Source organism: Streptomyces sp. AC512_CC834 (assembly GCF_019049325.1).
Classification (GTDB): Bacteria; Actinomycetota; Actinomycetes; order Streptomycetales; family Streptomycetaceae; genus Streptomyces.
Window position 1 is genome coordinate 164,025 of the sequence record NZ_JAGMUO010000130.1, and the last position, 16,609, is coordinate 180,633.

Annotated in this window: 16 protein-coding genes; 7 read left to right on the forward strand and 9 right to left on the reverse strand. The window is 73.4% G+C overall.

Going from position 1 to position 16,609, the window contains the following annotated elements; translation table 11 throughout:
* Nucleotides 1–8: 8 nt before the first annotated feature.
* Nucleotides 9–914 carry a hypothetical protein gene (locus KUM40_RS40435; RefSeq protein WP_217171382.1) on the forward strand — a complete coding sequence of 302 codons (906 nt, stop codon included), beginning with the start codon at nucleotides 9–11 and terminating at the stop codon, nucleotides 912–914.
* Nucleotides 915–920: 6 nt separating this feature from the next.
* On the opposite strand, the gene KUM40_RS40440 is transcribed toward KUM40_RS40435, so the two are convergent.
* On the reverse strand, nucleotides 921–2,144 hold the full coding sequence (locus KUM40_RS40440; RefSeq protein WP_217171383.1) for an NAD(P)/FAD-dependent oxidoreductase: 1,224 nt from the start codon (nucleotides 2,142–2,144) through the stop codon (nucleotides 921–923).
* A 98-nt stretch (nucleotides 2,145–2,242) separates the two neighbouring features.
* Here KUM40_RS40440 and KUM40_RS40445 point away from each other — a divergent pair, with 98 nt between their 5' ends.
* Entirely contained in the window at nucleotides 2,243–2,860 is a 618-nt protein-coding gene (locus KUM40_RS40445) for a GNAT family N-acetyltransferase (protein ID WP_217171384.1), read from the forward strand.
* Nucleotides 2,861–3,222: 362 nt separating this feature from the next.
* On the opposite strand, the gene KUM40_RS40450 is transcribed toward KUM40_RS40445, so the two are convergent.
* The 3 genes from KUM40_RS40450 to KUM40_RS40460 form a co-directional block, all read right to left on the reverse strand.
* Entirely contained in the window at nucleotides 3,223–3,894 is a 672-nt protein-coding gene (locus KUM40_RS40450) for a pyridoxal 5'-phosphate synthase (RefSeq protein ID WP_217171385.1), read from the reverse strand.
* A 35-nt stretch (nucleotides 3,895–3,929) separates the two neighbouring features.
* Complete coding sequence (locus KUM40_RS40455; protein WP_217171386.1) at nucleotides 3,930–4,355, reverse strand: pyridoxamine 5'-phosphate oxidase family protein; 426 nt, start codon at nucleotides 4,353–4,355, stop codon at nucleotides 3,930–3,932.
* Nucleotides 4,356–4,595: 240 nt separating this feature from the next.
* On the reverse strand, nucleotides 4,596–5,231 hold the full coding sequence (locus KUM40_RS40460; protein WP_217171387.1) for a TetR family transcriptional regulator: 636 nt from the start codon (nucleotides 5,229–5,231) through the stop codon (nucleotides 4,596–4,598).
* 134 nt (nucleotides 5,232–5,365) lie between these two features.
* Here KUM40_RS40460 and KUM40_RS40465 point away from each other — a divergent pair, with 134 nt between their 5' ends.
* The 4 genes from KUM40_RS40465 (at nucleotide 5,366) to KUM40_RS40480 (ending at nucleotide 10,037) form a co-directional block, all read left to right on the forward strand.
* Nucleotides 5,366–6,145: a VOC family protein gene (locus tag KUM40_RS40465; RefSeq protein ID WP_217171388.1), complete on the forward strand. Its 780-nt coding sequence runs from the start codon at nucleotides 5,366–5,368 to the stop codon at nucleotides 6,143–6,145.
* 207 nt (nucleotides 6,146–6,352) lie between these two features.
* The gene (locus KUM40_RS40470) at nucleotides 6,353–8,767 is read left to right on the forward strand and encodes a PQQ-binding-like beta-propeller repeat protein (RefSeq protein ID WP_217171389.1); all 2,415 of its coding nucleotides are present in this window, start codon (nucleotides 6,353–6,355) and stop codon (nucleotides 8,765–8,767) included.
* Nucleotides 8,768–8,862: 95 nt separating this feature from the next.
* Complete coding sequence (locus KUM40_RS40475) at nucleotides 8,863–9,396, forward strand: hypothetical protein (protein ID WP_217171390.1); 534 nt, start codon at nucleotides 8,863–8,865, stop codon at nucleotides 9,394–9,396.
* A 59-nt stretch (nucleotides 9,397–9,455) separates the two neighbouring features.
* A complete protein-coding gene (locus tag KUM40_RS40480; RefSeq protein ID WP_217171391.1) occupies nucleotides 9,456–10,037 on the forward strand; it encodes a hypothetical protein in 582 nt (193 codons plus the stop codon).
* Nucleotides 10,038–10,073: 36 nt separating this feature from the next.
* Here the strand turns inward: KUM40_RS40480 and KUM40_RS41980 are convergent, their stop codons facing one another.
* Nucleotides 10,074–10,880 (reverse strand): hypothetical protein, encoded by an 807-nt coding sequence (locus KUM40_RS41980; RefSeq protein WP_254396408.1) that lies wholly within the window; start codon nucleotides 10,878–10,880, stop codon nucleotides 10,074–10,076.
* A gap of 254 nt (nucleotides 10,881–11,134) precedes the next feature.
* Between KUM40_RS41980 and KUM40_RS40490 the strand changes: the two genes are divergently transcribed.
* Nucleotides 11,135–12,019, forward strand: coding sequence for an aminoglycoside phosphotransferase family protein (locus tag KUM40_RS40490; protein WP_217171392.1), 885 nt, complete (start codon nucleotides 11,135–11,137; stop codon nucleotides 12,017–12,019).
* Nucleotides 12,020–12,044: 25 nt separating this feature from the next.
* On the opposite strand, the gene KUM40_RS42560 is transcribed toward KUM40_RS40490, so the two are convergent.
* From KUM40_RS42560 to KUM40_RS40510, 4 genes are all read right to left on the reverse strand, one after another.
* The gene (locus KUM40_RS42560; RefSeq protein ID WP_217171393.1) at nucleotides 12,045–12,188 is read right to left on the reverse strand and encodes a DUF397 domain-containing protein; all 144 of its coding nucleotides are present in this window, start codon (nucleotides 12,186–12,188) and stop codon (nucleotides 12,045–12,047) included.
* Nucleotides 12,189–12,576: 388 nt separating this feature from the next.
* Nucleotides 12,577–12,768, reverse strand: coding sequence for a hypothetical protein (locus KUM40_RS40500; RefSeq protein ID WP_217171394.1), 192 nt, complete (start codon nucleotides 12,766–12,768; stop codon nucleotides 12,577–12,579).
* A 212-nt stretch (nucleotides 12,769–12,980) separates the two neighbouring features.
* Nucleotides 12,981–15,959 carry a BTAD domain-containing putative transcriptional regulator gene (locus KUM40_RS40505; protein ID WP_217171395.1) on the reverse strand — a complete coding sequence of 993 codons (2,979 nt, stop codon included), beginning with the start codon at nucleotides 15,957–15,959 and terminating at the stop codon, nucleotides 12,981–12,983.
* Between the two features lie 108 nt (nucleotides 15,960–16,067).
* Nucleotides 16,068–16,517, reverse strand: a complete 450-nt coding sequence (locus KUM40_RS40510; protein ID WP_217171396.1) for a nitroreductase/quinone reductase family protein — start codon at nucleotides 16,515–16,517, stop codon at nucleotides 16,068–16,070.
* Nucleotides 16,518–16,609: the final 92 nt, after the last annotated feature.

Genomic DNA, 16,609 nt, shown 5'->3' on the forward strand with positions numbered 1-16,609 from the left:
CTGCGCGCATGGGGCGGGGAAGAACGGGGGAGCCCGGCGGGCGTCGGCGGCCCAACCGGCCGGACGACGACTGGAACCGGGCGATCGCCCTGTGCGCGGGGCAGGCGCCGCTGGTGTGGCTGGCGTGGTGGTTCACCACGCAGGCGGGCCGGGACGACTACGGCTACGGCTACGACTACGGGGGCGGCGGCTATCTGGGCATCTGCTGCGTGCCGCTGATCCTGCCGTTCGTCGGCCTCCTCCACGCGGCCGTGCAGATCGCACCCGCCGCGGCCCTGGCCCGACTGCGGCCCCGCACCGCTCCTGGCCCCGAGTGGGCCTGGCATCTGGCCGGGTCCGTACTGATCGGCGCCGGCTGGTCGGTGCTGGGACTCGTGCTGTGGGGGTGGCAGGCCGGCGACACCCTCCCGTGGTTCGCCGGGGTCGGCGTCCTGCCGGTGCTGGTCCTCCACTCCCTGCGCCGACGACCGTGGGGAGGCTGCGGTGTCTGGCTCGGTTCGGCGGGCGCGAGCCTCGTCCTCTGCGTGGTGTGCGGAGTGCCGGCCGCCTCCCTGGCCGACGACTACGAACCCCCGGAACTGTCCGCCGGGCAACTCGCCGGGGACTGGCGGGGCGCGGACGGCGGCGTGTTGCGGCTGGCCCCGGGCGGCCGGGCCGAGCTGACCCGCGTACCGGCCCACGGCGGCGTCGACGAGGACGTCGACTTCACCCTGTGCGACGGCACCGGCACGTGGACGCGTGAAAAGGACGCCCAGTGGCGGGACACTCACCGCGACGGCATCCTCGTACGCCTCGACGGCGGGTGCGGCCAGGAGACGTACTGGACGATCGGCGGCACCGAGGAGGAACCCGAGCTGTTCGTGCGGTTCGGCGACCCGGGCTCCGGGGAACTGCGCATCCTGACCCGACGCTGAGGTCGCTCAGCCCGGCAGCCGCGACACCCCTCCCGCCCCCCTCTTCTCTCTCTTCTCCCTTTTCACGACCGCCCCGGCGATCCGCTCGGCGTCGATCGCCAGCTCGCGGAGCATGCCGCTGATGGGGTTGGTGTAACCGGTGAAGTACAGGCCGGGGGCGGTGGCCGGGGTGTGGCCGCCGTGCGCGAGAGGTCTGCCGGTGTCGTCGAGGACGCCGAGGTGTCCGAGAAGCCCCTCCAGGCCCCGCCGGTACCCCGTGGCCGCGATCACCGCGTCCGGGGCGATGCGGGTGCCGTCGGACAGGAGGACCTTGCCGTCCTCGAAGCCGTCCATGGCGGCGACGACCTCCACCCGGCCGGTGCGCACCGCGTCGATCAGGCCGACGTCCTGGACCGGGATGGCGCCCTGCGACACCCGGCTGTAGAGACCGGTTTCGGGGCGCGGCAGCCCCTGGGCCGACAGGTCGGGGACGCTGATCCGGGCCACCGGGCGGGCCAGCCGGTCGACCAGGGCGACCGGGAGCCTTCGGCACAGGACACCGGTGTACTGGGCGGGCCACCCGGCGGTCGAGCGGCGGACGATGTGCGGCGCGGTGCGCACCGCCAGCCGGACCCGGGCCGCCCCGCCCTCCACCAGGTCCACGGCTATCTCGGCGCCGGTGTTGCCGACGCCGACCACCAGGACGTCCCGGCCGGCGTACGGCGCCGGGTCGCGGTACTCCGCTGCGTGCCGGAACTCGCCCGTGTACGTGTCCCGGCCGGGCCAGTCCGGCACGCGCGGGGTGTGGTTGCAGCCGGTGGCGACCACCACCGCGGCGCCGGTCAGTTCCCGGCCCCCGGAGGCGTGCAGCAGCCAGCCGGCGTCGTCGGGCGCGCGCTCGACCCGGAAGACCTCGACGCCGGTGACGACCTCCAACTGGTGGTGCTCGGCGTACTTTTCCAGGTACCGCACCACGTCGTCCCGGGCCACCCACCGCCCGAAGCGGCGCGGCATCGGCAGGCCGGGCAGTGCCGACAGCCGGCGGGTGGTGTGCAGCCGCAGCCGGTCGTAGTGGCGCCGCCAGGAGGAGCCGACGTGGTCGGCCCGCTCCAGGACTACGGCCCGCAGACCGCGGGCGCGCAGCGCGTGGGCGACGGCGAGGCCGCCGGGACCCGCGCCGATGACGTACACGGGGCGGTCCGCGGCGGGTGCGGGCTGCTGCGGTGCAGCGGACGCTGAGGAGTCGGCCATGCGGCGAGCGTAATCGCGCTCCGGGTTGATGGGTCTCGGTCAAGACCGAAATCGGTTGCGGATCGGTCACGACTGGCGCCGTCGGATTGAATGGCCGGATGGCCCACACACGCATGTACACCCTCGACCCCGCCCTCTCCCGCACCGAACCGCTCGGACACGGACTGCGCCTGCGCGCCTGGGACGCCGGCTCGGACGCCGACGCGCAGACGTGGCTGCGCGGCCACCTCGACCCCGATTTCCAGCGCTGGAACACGCCGCTCAAGCTCTGGACCGACCTCGCCGGGGCCCGCGAGTCGCTGCGCGCACGGGCGCGGGACGCGGCGGACGGCAGGTCGGCGTCGTTCCGGATCACGGACGACGGGAGCGGTACGACGCTGGGGGGCATCGGCGTCCACGAGATCAGCCGGCAGATGAAAGTGGCCCGGGTCGGCTACTGGGTGCTCCCCGAGGCCCGGGGCCGGGGCGTCGCCACCCGCGCCCTGCTCCTCGCCTCCCGCTGGGCCTTCGCGGAGATCGGCCTCCACCGCCTGGAACTGGGCCACGCGGTGGGGCACGACGCCTCCTGCCGCATCGCCGAGAGGAGCGGCTACGTCGCCGAGGGAACCCTGCGCGAGGCGATGTTCGAGGCCGGCCGCCACGACGCGTTCCGGGACGTACACCTGCACGCACGCCTGACGACGGACGAGGAGCCGCCGGTCGTGGGCCGCCGGTGAGGCGACGGCTCCGGGCCCAGGGTGCGGCGGTGGGCGTGGGCCCAGGGTGAGGCGGCGCCGGGGCACGGTGCGGCGGCGGGCGTGGGCCCAGGGTGAGGCGGTGGGCGTGGGCCCACGCCGGGGCGGCGGCCTCCGGTCCACGGGGAGGCGGCGGCTCAGGGGCTCGGTGAGGTGACGGGCGCGACACATGGTGAGGCGACGGGCCCGGCAGGCGAGCGGGCGGCAGCCGCTCAAGGCAGCGGCAGCGGGCGGTCGCCCTTCACGACGTCCGTGGTGGGCGGCAGCCGTTCACGGCAGTCGCCGCGAACGACAGCGGTCGCGGTCGGTCGCCGTTCACGGCAGCCGCAGCGGGCGGCTGTCGTTCACGGCCACAGCAGCCGGGTCTGCCAGTCGTCGTCGGGCTCCGTGCGCCGGTAGGACAGGCGTACGTGGCGTCGGCGGGTGTCTCCCTGGAAGAACTCCACCTCGTCCGGGCGCAGCCGGTACAGCGTCCAGGACGGGACCGGCGCGTCCGGTTCCCGCCCGGCCCGTTCCCAGGCCGCCTCGGAGGCGCGGGCCAGCTCGTCCGTCGAGCCCAGCTCCGAGCTCTGCCGGCCGGTGAGCGCGGCGGCCAGGGCGCCGGCCGACCGCGCGTGCAGGTCGGCCCGCGCCTCCTGGGCCGGGGCGACGGCGACCGGTCCGCGCAGCCGCACCTGGCGGCCGAGTACCGGCCAGTAGAAGACGAGCGCGGCGTACGGCCGGGCGGCGAGATGGCGGCCCTTGCGGCTGTCGGCGTGGGTGGCGAAGGCCCAGCCGTCCGCGTCCGCGCCGTGCAGCATCACGATGCGCGCGTCCGGCAGGCCCTCGGCGTCCGCGGTCGCCAGCGACACCGTGTGCGGCTCGCTCTGCCCGGCCGCGACCGCCTCGGCGAACCACCGGGTGAACAGGTCCAGCGGGTCGCCCGGCGCGGTGGCCGGGTCGAGGGGCGGCAGTTCGGTGACCGCGGGATCCCACACCCGCAGCGACCTCAGCAGCTCTTGAAGATCGGTTCCCATGCCCCGATTGTCGTACCGTCAGGGGTGCCGGGACGTCACACGGAGCCCAGGTCCGAGGAGACCCAGCGCTCGGGTCGCATCCGGACGATGACCTGGTCGCCGTGGTTCGCCGTGGCGAAGGCGATGTATCCGTCGACCTTCTCGGCGGGGAGATAGCGCGCGGAGAGCTCCCGCAGGTGTTCCTCGGTCGCGGTGACCGTCTCGACGACCGGCCCTTCCACCGACACGTAGCGGATGGTGGGCTCCAGCCGGTCGACCATCAGCGAGAACCGGCCTGCCTTCTGGATCAGCGTGTTCTTGCGGCTGTCGAGGCCGGTCATGATCCAGACGTCGCCGCCGGGCTCGTACTGGTACCAGATCGGCACGGTCAGCGGGGCGCGGCCCGTTCCCGCGTCGACCGCGAGCGCGGCGATGTACGGCTCGGCCAGGAACGTCTCACGCTCTTCGCGGGTCAGGGCCATGGCGGTCTCCTCCGGCGAGTACGGGCACAGGTGCTGAACACAACATCGGCCGGGCGGGCGGCTGTTCCCCGTTCGCGGCCACCGCGTGGCTGAACTTCGAGGCGCTGGACGTCGTGTCGTCGCGGCCGGCGGGCCGGGACACGGTCGCCGAGTTCGAGCGGGCGGTCTGCGGGGTGGCGAAGGGGCTGGACGTACGGCGGGCCAGGGCGCGGCCCGGATGACAGGCTGCGGCGCGGGATACTACTTGGTGGGCTTCTTTCCGGTAATGCCCAGATACATCAACAGGGCCAGATTGGGCTTGAGTTCGGCCTGCTTCACGCCCCACGAGGAGAACCCCTTCTGGTGCGAGGCGGCGGCCGCGAGCATGACGACCAGTGAACCGGCGATCGCCGCGGGGTTCACGTCCTTGTCGACCTTGCCCTTGGCCTGAAGATCGGCGACGGAATCCGCGAGTGCGGAATTCACCGAGTTGAGGATCTTCATGCGGATCTTGGAGAACCGCTTGTCACCCTCCGCCGCGCCGAGATCCACCACGCGCAGAATCGCGTCGTTCTTGCGCCAGAACTCCATGAATCCGTCGACGAGTTCCTGTGCCGTCTGCCAGCCGGCCTTGCCGACCCACGAGCGGCCCGCCGTCAGTTCGGCCAGCGTGGAACTCTCGGCGGCCATACGTTCGGCGATCTCCAGGACGGCGCCCTCGACGTCCGGGAAGTACTGGTAGAAGGTCGCGGGCGACGTGCCCGCCCTGCGGGCGACATCGATGACTTTGACATCGCGATAGGGGGAGGAGCTGAGCATTTCGCTGAGGCAGTCGAGCAGTTTCTGCCGGGTCGCCTGCCCACGTCGACCGGCCACGCGGCCGTCGACGGTACGCACTTGTCCTGTCATGCCGTCAGCTTACCGACGGGTGATCCGAGCGCGATTCGGCCGACTGCAAATGGGGTGCGAGGGCGAAGAGAGGCTGGTGTGCCTGGTCTGCGTGGTGCGGGTGGCGCGGATACTTTGACGGCATGGCCGAAAACGGGGCATCCGAGAAAAGGGCGTCAGCCCGTCCGTCCACCAGTCGGGAGGGCGACCCCTGCTGGGTCGACGCACAACTCTCCGACCTCGCGGCGGGCAGACGCTTCTACGGCGAGCTGTTCGGCTGGACTTTCCGAGAGGCGGGAGAGGCGGGAGAGGCGCGGGAGACGGCCGGAGCGGAGTCCGTACGCGCATACCTGGACGGTGAGCCGGTCGCCGAGCTGGTCCGCAAGACGGACGGCCGGATGCCCACCGTGTGGTCCGTGTACTTCCACACCCCGGACGCCGCCGCGCTGGCGGGACGGATCAGGGCGGGCGGCGGCCAGATCCTCACCCCGCCCCACCCGGTGGACGACCTGGGCACCGCCGCCCTCGCCGCCGACCCCGAGGGCGCCGTCTTCGGGCTCTGGCAGCCGGGCCGCCGTACTGGCTTCGGACGCCGGCGCGAGCCGGGCACCTTCGCCTGGGCCGAGCTGTACACCCGGGACACGGAGGCGGCCAACGCCTTCTACGGCGACCTGTTCCACGACGCGCTCTTCGGCCCGGACGCCTCGCCCGACTTCGGCCGCGCCCCGGTCCTGGACGTGTTCCCCGCCGAGATGCCGCCGCACTTCCTCGCCCACTTCCGGGTCGAGGACGTCGAGGCCGCGCTCGCCGCGGTGACCGGGCTCGGCGGGCGGGTGCGGGTGCCGCCCTTCGAGACGTCGTACGGGCGGGTGGCCGTGGTCTCGGACGACCAGGGGGCGCAGTTCGCACTTCTGCGACGTTGAAGACGCTGAACGGGACCGGGAGGAGCACGAGCGCCGCCCTTTGCCCGGGATCGGGTGAGACACCCCGATTGTCCCCAGGTTCGCCACCAGCGCCTCGGACAGGAAGAATCGGGGTGCGTGGCGCCACGGACGTGCGGTGGTGAGACGCTGCACTTCGGTCGCGTACATATGTGGGTGGCGCGGCTCGTACGGGGAGGTGGCAGGCAAGTGGTGGATCAGCTTACGCAGCACGATCCGCGGCGGATCGGGCCGTTCGAGGTGCTGGGGCGGCTCGGCGCCGGCGGCATGGGGCTGGTCTATCTCGCGCGCTCGGCGTCCGGGCGGCGCGTGGCGATCAAGACGGTGCGCACGGAGCTGGCGGAGGACCAGCTCTTCCGCGTCCGCTTCACCCGCGAGGTGGAGGCGGCCCGCGCGGTCTCGGGCTTCTACACGGCGGCCGTGGTCGACGCCGACCCGCGCGCCGCGGTGCCGTGGCTGGCCACGGCCTACGTACCCGCCCCCTCCCTCGAGGAGATAGTGAACGAGTGCGGGCCGATGCCGGCCCAGGCGGTGCGCTGGCTGGCGGCGGGCGTCGCGGAGGCGCTGCAGTCGATCCACGGCGCCGGACTCGTCCACCGCGACCTCAAGCCGTCCAACGTCCTCGTCGTCGAGGACGGCCCCCGGGTGATCGACTTCGGCATCGCGTCCGGCGTGTCGAACACCCGTCTGACGATGACCAACGTCGCCGTCGGCACCCCCGCCTACATGTCCCCGGAGCAGGCCAAGGACTCCCGCAGCGTCACCGGCGCCAGCGACGTGTTCTCGCTCGGCTCCATGCTGGTCTTCGCCGCCACCGGACACCCGCCCTTCCACGGGGCCAACCCGGTCGAGACCGTCTTCATGCTGCTGCGCGAGGGCCCCGACCTCGAAGGCCTCCCCGACGAGCTGCGCCCGCTCATCGAGTCCTGTATGCAGATGGAGGCCACCGGCCGCCCCAACCCCGCCGACCTGCAGTCCCAGCTCGCCCCGCACCTCTTCGGCTCCGGCTCCGACGACAGCGGTACGGCGTCGGCGTGGCTGCCCGAGCGGGCCGTGAGCCTGATCGAGGGGCGCCGCAACGGCCGCCCGGCCAAGCCCGCCACGACGGCCGGCGGCCGCGGCCCGGGTGGGCCGTCCGGCGCCCGCGCCCCCGTCCACGCGCCCCCGCTGCCGCCCCCGCCCGCGCACGACCCCGTCGTACCGGCGCCGCCCGCGCACGGACCGGCGGCCCCGGTGGTCCCCGCGCCCGCCTCCGCGCCCGTCGGCGCACCCGACGGCGGGCCGGTACGGCTGGCCGGCGCGGCCGTGCCGATCGGCCCCGGCCCGCGCGTCGCCGACATGCGCGTCACCGCCGTGGCCGCGCCCCCGCCGGAGTCCGCCCTCGCCGCGTCCTGGTCCCGCCCGCGCCCCGGCGTCAATGGCGTCGGCCCCGCCCTGCCGGCCGCGCCGCCCGCGCCCCCGGAGGCCTCGCCGGCCGGCTGGCGCCCCTGGCGGTTCCGCATGTCCAACGACGTCTGGGGTACGCCCCGCGTCGCCGGCGACCTGGTCTACGTCACCTCCTTCGAGGTGCACGCCCTGGACGTGGGCACCGGACGCCGCCGCTTCAAGACCCGGGACGTCGCCTGGTCGATGGCGGTCGCGGACGGCCGTATCCACGCCTCCGACGGGCCGACCCTCTTCGCCCTGGACGCCCGCGAGGGCGCCGACCTCTGGCGCCTGCAGACCGACGCCTGGGTCTACTCCCTCCAGGCCGACCGGGGCACGGTCGTCACCGCCACCCGCGGCGGCGGCGTCCAGGCCCGGGAGGCCGTGGGCGGCCAGAAGCTGTGGGAAATCACCGGCGCCCAGACCGACTTCGAGTCCCCGGAGGCGGGCGCCTCGGTCCACGACGGCACGGTGTACGTCTGGCAGGACGCCCGCCTGCGCGCCCTGGACGCCCGTACCGGCGACGAGAGATGGTCGTACCCCATCGGCGACGCGGCCTCCTGCGGCGGAGTCCCGGTCCGCCTCACCCAGGCACCCGACGGCTACGTCTACGTCGCGGCCGGCACCCGGGTCCTCGCCCTGGAGGTCACCTCCGGCCACGTCCGCTGGCACTTCGAGGCCCCGGCGGTCTTCCTGGCCCCGCCCACCTTCGTCCAGGGCCCGGCCGTGACCGGCGGCGGGGTCTACCTCGCCGACTACCTCGGCACCGTCTACGCCCTCGACGCCACCGACGGCCGCGACCGCTGGCGCATCGCCACCGAGGCCCGCTCCTCGACCGACCCGGTCCTGGTCGCCGCAGGACACGTCCACGTGGGCAGCGGCAAGGGCCTCTACACCCTGGACGCGGTCACGGGCACTCCCAAGTGGCGCTTCCAGGCGGGCGGCGACATCGTGGGCGCCCCGGCGGTCGCCGAGGGCCGTATCCACTTCGGTTCCACGGACCACCTGCTCTACACGTTGAAGGCCGACGACGGCCGCCTGCGCTGGAAGCTGGCGACCGGCGGCGAGATCACCGGCTCCCCGGTCGTCCGCGACGGCATCGTGTACGCGTGCAGCAAGGACCGCTGCGTGTACGCGCTGGACGCGGAGAAGGGCACGGGGACGGCCCGTACGACGTGACGAACGCGCGGTGCCGTGAAGGGGCGTGACGCGGCGTGGCGGGCCGTGCCCGGTTGGTGACGTGTCCGTGACATCCACGGCCTAGCATGATCGACATGACAACACGGGGGCGAGCACTCAGGTTCACGGCGATTTCGGCACTGGTGGTCCTCAGCCTGACGGGCTTCTCGACCGGCCGCCACGGTCACAGCCACGGAGGCGACGGCGGGGGCGGCTGCAGCAGCTCCAGCCAGGACCACGACAGCTCGTCGTCCACGTCGGGCGGCGGCGCCTACAAGGACGACGACGACACCTACGACGACACCTACGACGACGACACCACGGTCAGCGGCGGCGGCAGCGGGAGTAGCAGCTCCGGCAGCCTGGAGCCGGCCACCGTGGAACTGGTGACCTGCGCGTCCGAGTCCGCCCGGTACGCCACCGTCGAGATCACCAACCCGAACGACGTCGAGTACACGTTCGCCGTCACGGTCTTCTTCAAGGACGCGGCCGACACCACGATCGCCGACGGCCGCGAGGAGACCACGGTCCCGGCCCGCGACGTGACCGAGGTCCGCGTGCCCCTGGACGGCTCCGCCACCCCCGACCACTGCGAACTGGACGACGCGGCCCCGCTGCCGCTCTCGTAGCCGGAGCCGGAGCCGGAGCCGGAACGCAACCGGAGCCGTAGCCCGAACTGGACGAGGACATGAACCCGACAGCCGCCCTGCGCCTCAGACAGGCGATCACCCGGACCGGGGACGCCACGCGCGATCGCGTCCCCACCGGCCGGGGGCCGGAGGACGCCGACGACTCCGAGGGCACCTTCGCCACCGACGGGGCCCTCGGCTTCGACCCCTTCCCCTTCCTCCGGGCGCTGGCCGACGCCCACTCGCACGCCGTGGTCATCGGCCAGGTCGCCGGCATCATGCACGGCTCCACCGAACTGACCGGAGACCTCGACCTGCTCTGGGACGGCACCCCCGACGAGGCCCGCGCCCTGCGCGAGGCCCTCGCCCGGTCCGGCTGCACCGAACCGCCCGATCTCGACCGCGCGCAGGTCCCCTACCGGGTGACCGGCGCCGACGGCGACCTGTGCACCCCCGCCCTCCCCTGGGGCGCCATGAACGTCGCCCCCTGCCTGACCCGGGCCGAAACCACGCGTGACCCCGCCGGCTTCACCATTCGCTACGCCGCACTCGACGACCTCATCCGCATGCGCCGCGCCCTGGGCCGCCCGAAGGACCACCGCAGGGCGGACGAACTCGCGCGACTGGGCGGGCGGGTCTGAGACTGGACAGTCTGTCCCGCGTCGGCGGTGGCGCCATCAGGGCTTTTTGCCGGCGAGGGGGTGGGAGAGACTGTCCAATCTCACGCCCTGGACGCGCACAGCGCCTGCCGGATCTCCCGCAGCATGCGGGACGGGTGGTGGAAGACGTCCGTGGCCGGGAAGCGGAGGAGGCGGTGGACCTCGGGGCAGTGCACGATCTCGTTGAAGCGGGCCATGTCCCGGCCGGCGTCCGCCGCGCGTGCGTACCTCGGCCTGCGTTTCGGGACGCAGGCCGGCGTCGCGCATCCGGAGCCGGGCGAGGGTCTCCGCCGGGGAACCGGCGCCGAGGTCTACGAGGGTCAGCCACTGCCGTGCTCTGGTACCGCCGAGGAGCGGAGCCGCGAGCGCGTCGGCGAGCGCGGTGGGCGTGATGAGCGGGGAACGGGGGGTCTCCGCGAACCGGCGCTGTGTGAGGGCCGACTCGACGGCGACCAGGGCGTCGTCCCGCGGCCCTGACCGCAGCAGGTCGCCGAGGGTGCGGGCGACGGACGTGATCCGCAGCCGGTGGCGTCCCATGGTCTCCACGTCGGTGTCGGCGAGCGGGAGATGGTGCACGTGGACGCCTGTGAGCCTTCGGCGGGACGTCAGCAGCGGGTCCGTGAAGTCGACGGGCCCGTCGGCCCCGCCCGTCGGAGCTCCGCCTTCCCACGTCTCGATGCGCCACAGCCGAGCGGACGTACGGTGGCTCACGACGAGCTCGGGGTGGAGCAGTTGGGCCGCCTTCAGCCGAAGGCCGGGATCGACAGCGGTCTTCGGCTCGGCCCAGGCGCCAGGCCGCAGCGCGATCCAGTCCTCGTCCTTCAATCGCCGGGACAGCGACGACCGGGATCACCCGGCGTCCAGGGCACGCGGAGTGAGCAGGACACCGCACTCGACGAGCGCGCGCAGGTCCGTGCGTTTCGGTTCCACGGCGTCAGTCTGCCGTGGAACCGCGGACCGGCTCCGGCCCTGTGGACAACCGCCCACGGCTGCAAAACCGGTCGACAGACGGTGCCGGGAGCCGCTGTGATTGCTCCACCCGCCCGCTGCCCGCTGCCCGCTGCCCACAGGAGTCGTACGTGACGACGACAACCGGCCCCGGCCCGCACACCGATGTGCGTCTGGCCAGGCGTCTGGTCGACGCGCAGTTCCCGCAGTGGTCAGGACTTCCGCTGGAGCCACTCGACCCGGCAGGCTCCGACCACGTGATCTACCGGCTGGGCGCGGAGCTGACCGTCCGGCTGCCCCGTCACGCCGGAGCCGTGGGGCAGGCCGCGAAGGAGTTCCGGTGGCTTCCCCGGCTCGCCCCGCACCTCCCCCTGGCCGTCCCCGTGCCCGTGGCGGTGGGTGAGCCCGGCTTTGGGTACCCGTGGCAGTGGGCGGTGACCGGCTGGCTGGACGGCGAGGTGGCAACCGTCGAGGCGTTGGCCGACTCCGCCGGGGCCGCCGTCGAACTGGCCGGATTCCTGACCGCCCTGCAGCGGTTCGCCCCCGACGTCGATACGGGGGGCGACGACCTCACCGGGCGCCCCCTGTCCGAGCGGGACCGCGCGACGCGGGAGGCGATCGCCCGGACCGACGGCGTGTTCGACGCGGCGGCGCTCACGGACCTGTGGAACGAGGCGATGGGCGCCCCTGGTTGGGGCCGCCCGCCGGTCTGGTTCCACGGCGACTTCCACACCGGGAACCTGCTGACCGTTGACGGCCGCCTCAGCGCCGTCATCGACTTCGAAGGGCTCGGCAGGGGAGACCCGGCCCGCGACCTCGTGATCGCCTTCACCCTGATGTCGCCCGCGAGCCGTTCCGTCTTCCGCGACGCGCTCGGCGTGGACGACGCCACCTGGACGCGGGGGCGCGGCTGGGCCCTGGCCACCGGCCTGAACGCCCACGTCGCCTACGCCGCCGAAAACCCCCGGGTCGCCGCGCAGACCACCCGGCAGATCACCCAGGCCCTCCTCGGCTGACGCCCGCGCGGCGCCCGCGCGGACCTCAGGTGCTGCGGCACCCGTCTACGAAGGTCTGCCAGGCGCGACGCCGGAAGAGCAGGACGGGGGCGTCCGTGCCGTCCCACGCCCGCTTGGAGTCGCGGACGGGGACAAGGCCGGGGAGCCCGTCGACGCCCTCGCCGAGCACGGCATCCGGCTTCCGGCTTCCGTCCCTCCGCGTGGACCTGCCGACTCTTGCGGGCGCCTACAGTCCTCCGGCCGATCTGATCGCCCTCGGGAACTGCAACCTGGAGACGGCGCGCCTGCTGACGGAGGTTCTTCGGAAGGCGGCCGAGGGGTGAGCGGGCGGCTTCGGGAGCTGCCCGGCCTTCAGATCGATCTGCTCGCCGTCGCCGGGGCGGTGTCCGGACTGCGGTGCGAGGTGGGTGCCGTATGCCGATGAGGCCGGGGTCTCCCCCGGCCTCATCAACGCAGACCGAGTCCTGCGGCGGCACGGGCATGGCGTTGTCGGCACACGGCGGCCGCGGCGGCTCCCCTCCGCGCCGCCGCGGCCGATCCCCGTGCGAGAAAAAGGTCTACTTGCCGTCGCCGTCCAGGTCCAGGGCGGGCGGGGCCGGCATGGCGTTGTCCATCGTCTTGATGGCGTCCTTGGCGGGCTCACTGGGCATGGCGTTGTCGAGCGTGGTCACGGTCTCGTCGTTCGCCGGCGGCGTGGGCATGGCGTTGTCCTGCGTGGTGACGTCCGTGTCCTTCTTCTTGTCGCTCATGTCTTCCATCCTTTGCTGCGAAGTCGGCGAGTGGGCAACGCCCGCCCGGAAGCTCCCCCGAGGACCGCCGGACGGGCGTTCGGAGCCGCACGATACGTCCCGGGCTCCCGGCCACCCCGTCTGCCCCCCGACGCGACGGTGTGACAGGACGACAGTGCCCGAGGGCGATAAACGAATGCTGAACGCGTCGTCCGCACGCAGGCGGCGGTTGTTCAGGCGGCCGTCAGGGGCGAGAGGAGGGCCCGTACCTCGTCTGCCTGGGGTGCGCCGCACTGCTGGAAGAGGTGGAGAGCCTCCTGCCAGCATGCTTTCGCCCGGTCCGGCTGCCCGAGTGCGGAGAGAGAGCGTCCCAGCAGGGTGAGGACGCCGGCCCGCATCCGGTCCCCGCCGATACAGCCCAGCGCAAGCGCCTGCTCGGAGTGCTGCGCCGCCTGCGCGGGGCGACGGGCGGCCAAATGCACCTCCGCGATGCGGAAGTTCGTCGTCCCCTGCCAGAGCCGCTGTCGGTGGGCCTCGAAGATGCCCAGGGCGTCGGAGAACTGTTGCAGAGCCTCGCTGTGGCGGCCCGCCTTGGTCAGCGCGATACCCAGGGTGAAATGCCCGTTGGCCAGACGCATGGTTCGGCCGATGTCGAGCTGCGCGGTCAGACCCCGGTGGGCGATGGCCACCGCCTTCGCGGTGTTGCCCATGCCCAGGTGTGCGCGGGAGAGATTGCACAGACTGAGTGCTTCGCCGGCCCGGTTGTCGGCCGCACGGTATCCGTCGATGGCCTGCTCGAGGAAGGTTCGTCCGTCCGCGTACCGGCCTTGGTGCAGCGAGATGAGCCCTCGGTCGTTGGCGACCCAGCTAACGGCGGTCGTGTCCTGGGCGGACTCCGCCAGCGTCATGGCCAGCTCCGCCTGTTCGGCGGCCTGTTGGATACGGCCGGAGACCAGGAGGACATTGGTGAGGGTGGTCCGGGCCCGACCCTGCGCGCGTGCGTCGTCGGCGGCCCTGGTGGCATCGCACATCGCGCTCGCCGTCGTCTCGTACTGGTGAGCGTTCGCGCCGGACTCCGCCAGGTCCTTCGCCGCCCACAGCAGGTCCACCGCTCGCCGCGACCTCGCCGTTCCGGCGGACTGCCGCACGCACGCCAGCAACGGCGCCGCCTCGGTGTACAGCCAGTCCAGCGCCGCAGACCCCTCGGTGAACGTGAGCCCCGGATACTCCGTCGGCTCCAGGCCGTCCACCAGCCGGTCCCCGGGCCGCTCGATCGCGTACACCCCCGCCGCCGTGGCCAGGTAGAAGTCCAGCAGCCGCGAAAGCGCCGCCTCCCGCTCGCCCGGCGGATGCTCGTCCCGTTCCGCGCACGCACGCGCGTAGAGGCGGACGAGGTCGTGGAAGCGGTAGCGGCCGGGCGCCGCCGATTCGAGCAGGGACGTGTCGACCAGGGACTCCAGGAGATCCTCGGTGTCCTCCGTGGGGAGGTCCAGGACAGCGGCCGCCGCGGCAAGGGAGATGTCCGGGCCGTCCGCCAGGCCCAGCAGCCGGAAGGCGCGGGCCTGGGGCGGGTCGAGCTGGCCGTAGCCCAGCTCGAAGGTCGCCTTGACGGCCAGGTCACCGGCCTGGAGCTCGTCCAGCCTGCGGCGCTCGTCCGCCAGTTTCGCCGCGAGGACCGACACCGTCCACGTGCGGCGGGCCGCGAGGCGGGAGGCCGCGATGCGGATGGCGAGGGGGAGGAAACCGCACGCGCCGACCACGTCCAGGGCCGCCTCCCGCTCCGAGGCGACCCGTTCCTCGCCCACGATCCTCGTGAAGAGGGCCAGCGCCTCCTCGGGCGACATCACGTCCAGGTCGACCAGGTGCGCCCCGGCGAGGTCCACCATCCGCACCCGTGCCGTCACCAGCGCGGCGCAGCCGTCCGTGCCGGGCAGCAGGGGACGTACCTGGGCGGCGTCGCGGGCGTTGTCCAGCAGGACGAGGACGCGGCGGCCGTCCAGGACGGAGCGGTAGAGCGCGGCACGCTCCTCCAGGGAGTCGGGGATGGCGGAGTCGGCTGTGCCCAGGGCGCGCAGGAAGGAGCCCAGTACCGTCTCCGGTTCCGCGGACCGCGCGCCCGCGCCCTGGAGGTCGACGTACAACTGCCCGTCCGGGAAGGCGGCCCGCGCCCGGTGGGCGACGTGCACCGCGAGGGTCGTCTTGCCGACGCCGCCGATGCCGGCCAGCGCGGAGACCGCCATCACTCGGCCCGCGTCGCCCTCCCCGGGCCCGGACGCCGACGCCAGCACGTCGCTCAGCTCGCGCACGAAGGACGCGCGGCCGGTGAAGTCGGGCACCGTGGCGGGAAGCTGGGCCGGGCGGACCGGGGACGACGCCCTCTCCTCGGCCGGCGCCGGGGGTTCGGCGAGCCCCGGGTCGGCCCGGAGGATGCGCTGCTGGAGTTCCTGGAGGCCGGGGCGAGGGTCGACGCCCAGCTCGTCGGCGAGCAGGCGCCGGGTGTCCGCGTAGACCGCGAGGGCCTCCGCCTGGCGTCCGCTGCGGTACAGGGCCAGCATCAGCAGCTCGCGCAGGCGTTCGCGCAGCGGGTGCGCCGCCGTGAGGGCCGTCAGCTCCGAGACCGCCTCCGCGTGGCAGCCCTGGTCGAGGTCCATGTCGAGGCAGGTTTCGAGGAGTTGGAGCCGCCACTCCTCCAGACGGACGCGCTGCGCCTCCGCGTACGGGCCCGGCACCCCCGCCAGTACCTCGCCGTCCCACCGCGCCAGCGCACGGCGCAGCAGGTCACGGGCGTGGCACAGGTCCCCGGCGCTCCTGGCCTTCTCGGCCCCGGCGGCCAGGTCCTGAGCAGTCGCCAGGTCCAACGCCCCCTCGGCGAGGCCCCGCACCGCGTACCCGCCCGACTCGCTCACCAGGACCCCGGGGTCCAGCACCTTCCGCAGCCGCGACGCGTACGTCCGTACCGCCGCCAGCGCCTGCGACGGCGGCTCCTCGCCCCACAGGGCGTCGATCAGTTCGGCCGCCGTGGCCGTACGGCCCTCGCGCAGCAGCAGCGCGGCCAGCAGCGCGCGCTGCTGGGGAGAGCCGGTGGCCAGCGCCTCCTGGCCACGCCAGGCACGCACCGGTCCGAGCACACCGAAGCGCAGCGCGCCCGATTCCTCCGGTTCCGCCGGGGGTCCGGGACGCCGCTGCTCCGGAACCCGCGGTACACCGTCCATGCCGTCCCCCTAGACATCCTGAGCAACCACGCCAGTTTGCCTTGTTCATGCCGACCACGTCAGCCGTGGGAGACGCCGATCACAAGGTTCTCACCTGCTCCCTTACCCTTACCTCTCCAGCTCCACCCGCACCGTGAGCAGCCCTGTCCCCACTCCCATCGCCCGTACCGCCGTGCTGTTGAGCCGGGGGAGCCGACGCAGGCGGGCGAGCGGGTCGTCGTCGGGCAGGAGACGGGCCGTTCCCGTGTGCCAGCGGCCCCGGATGCGCACCCGGACCCGGGCGTCGGCCCGGATGTTGCGGACGTACTGGGACCGCTCGCCGAACTCCGACACCAGCCAGAAGTCGTCGCCCACCCGGCGCCCGCCCACCGGCGTGCGGCGGGGGAGGCCCGAGACGCGGCCGGTGGTCTCCAGGAGGGTCTGGCCGGGCAGCCGGCGCGTCATCGCGTTGAGGCGGCGCTGGAAGGCCGTGACGGTCCGGTACTTCTGCTCGGCCTTGCCTGCCTTGCCTGTCTTCTGGGTCTTTTGTGTCTTCTGTGTGTGGGGCGACTTCGACATTGTTCGTTCACGCTCCCGTTCTCTTGTGTCTCCATGTTCCCGGAAAACCTCAGGGGGAGCGGCGGGGCGTGGCGGGCGGACGGACGGGTGGT